Genomic DNA, 1796 nt, shown 5'->3' on the forward strand with positions numbered 1-1796 from the left:
CTAGTACGAAAATAGAATAAAACACGTATTTTTTGAAATTCTCTGTGTCGATTTTCCCGTAGATAAAATTGCCTATCCAAATAGCGCCTAACACTGCCGGGATAGAAAAGAGATAATAGACTCCGACTTCTATTGTCCAAAAACCGCTTAAAAAATGACTGATTAAAATAAAGGAACTGGAAATGATAAAATGAGACTGCACATTTCCTCTAAAGGCTATAGGTGACCAGTTTCTTAAAGTCGCATAGAGAACGATTGGTGTTCCATTCAAATTATAAGCACTGCCTAACATCCCGGAAGCAAATCCAAAAGGAATGGAGTAATAATTATTCTCGAATGTCTTTTGGATAGAACGTTGGTGGGCTTTTGGTCCTAATAAAGAGTAAAGAGCGTAAGCTATAAGTAAGAGTCCTAAAAATAGACTGATCCATCTTTGTGAAGCAAAACGGATAAGAAGCAAGCCGAAAGGAATCCCTAAAAGAGTGGCGAGACTCATCTGCTTCAAAACAGCCGAGTCTTTATCTTTCCATCCTGAAAAAGCAAAAAACAAGGCAACTGTAAAACCGACTAGACCCACTAAGGCAACCGCTTCTGAATAGGGGATGGGAAGCAAAGCTAATAGGGGCATGCTGACAACGGCATCCCCGAAACCAAATGTTGAGCGGGTGAGAGAGCCTAAAAACACAGCTCCTACGACGAGTAAAATGAGTGAATAATTCATATGTCCTCCAAATGATATGAGACTTGATCAGCATCAATTTCTATATACGATGTGTATGCTATACTTATAGTAGCACAGATGACAATGAGAGTTTAGCTCATTTAAAGGAGAATGATTATGTCTCAACATCACCATTTATCTCATAGGGGCTGCGTTAGGCTAGTTCCTATTTTTAACCATTTAACAGAAGAGCAGATGGATGAAATTATGCAGGTCGTCCAGTCCACTACCTATGAAAAAGGAGAGCTTATTTATAGAGCCGGTGAGACGTCAGAGGTATTAACGATTGTAAATAAAGGCAATGTCAGAATTTACCGTTTGTCTGATTCTGGAAAAGAACAGCTGGTAAGAATTCTCGGACCAGGTGATTTTACAGGAGAACTGGCTTTATTCAATGAAACCGTTCATGAGCATTACGCTGAAGCCATGGTCAATACAAGTGTTTGTCAGATTTCACGTGCTTCACTCCAAGGATTACTTGAAAAATACCCGGCTATAGCCATGAAGCTTCTCCAGACCTTGTCCTCTCGGATTGATGAGTCGGAACAACAGGCCACTCGTTTTTCAACTGAATCGACTGATCAGCGATTAGCTTCTTATTTAGTGGATTTAATGGATCCAGAAGGCAAAAGTGATGTGGTGGTGCTGCCTATGAGTCAGAAGAATCTGGCTTCTTATTTGGGGACAACACCGGAAACAGTCAGCCGTAAACTTAAAGAATTAGAAGAGATGAATCTTATCAAACGATTGAGCACAAAGAAATTTAAAATTTTAGATGAAGATAATTTACTCTTTTTAGATTAAAAGCTAAAATTCTTGAGCACTTTTAGTGTGTTCGAGAATTTTTTTATTTATCAGGAAAGTCTAAATTTCTGATTATTATTAAACCAATTAACTAATCAAGTTATACTCAGTATCAGTTACCACTTTAGAGAAATGTATCTCTCTAAAGTAGTCACAAACCCGAGTTAATAACCACTTTAAATTAAAAGGCATGTCTAAAGTAGGGACTGGGAAAAAACTCAGTCTAAATAAATCAGCCCAGCCATTTATGTTAAAAAATAAATGGCTGGGC

General features: G+C 38.0%; 3 protein-coding genes. 1 reads left to right on the top strand and 2 read right to left on the bottom strand.

Annotated features, from left to right (window positions below; translation table 11 throughout):
• On the bottom strand, positions 1-721 hold a 721-nt coding region (locus ABDZ53_RS09750), incomplete at its 3' end, for a sulfite exporter TauE/SafE family protein (protein WP_343756015.1).
• 111 nt (positions 722-832) lie between these two features.
• Between ABDZ53_RS09750 and ABDZ53_RS09755 the strand changes: the two genes are divergently transcribed.
• A complete protein-coding gene (locus ABDZ53_RS09755) occupies positions 833-1525 on the top strand; it encodes a Crp/Fnr family transcriptional regulator (protein ID WP_425541703.1) in 693 nt (230 codons plus the stop codon).
• A gap of 87 nt (positions 1526-1612) precedes the next feature.
• Here ABDZ53_RS09755 and ABDZ53_RS09760 read toward each other — a convergent pair.
• A partial coding sequence (locus tag ABDZ53_RS09760; RefSeq protein ID WP_343756019.1) for a hypothetical protein occupies positions 1613-1796 on the bottom strand: 184 nt, incomplete at its 5' end.

This window comes from Alkalibacterium iburiense, assembly GCF_039521845.1.
Classification (GTDB): domain Bacteria; phylum Bacillota; class Bacilli; order Lactobacillales; family Carnobacteriaceae_A; genus Alkalibacterium; species Alkalibacterium iburiense.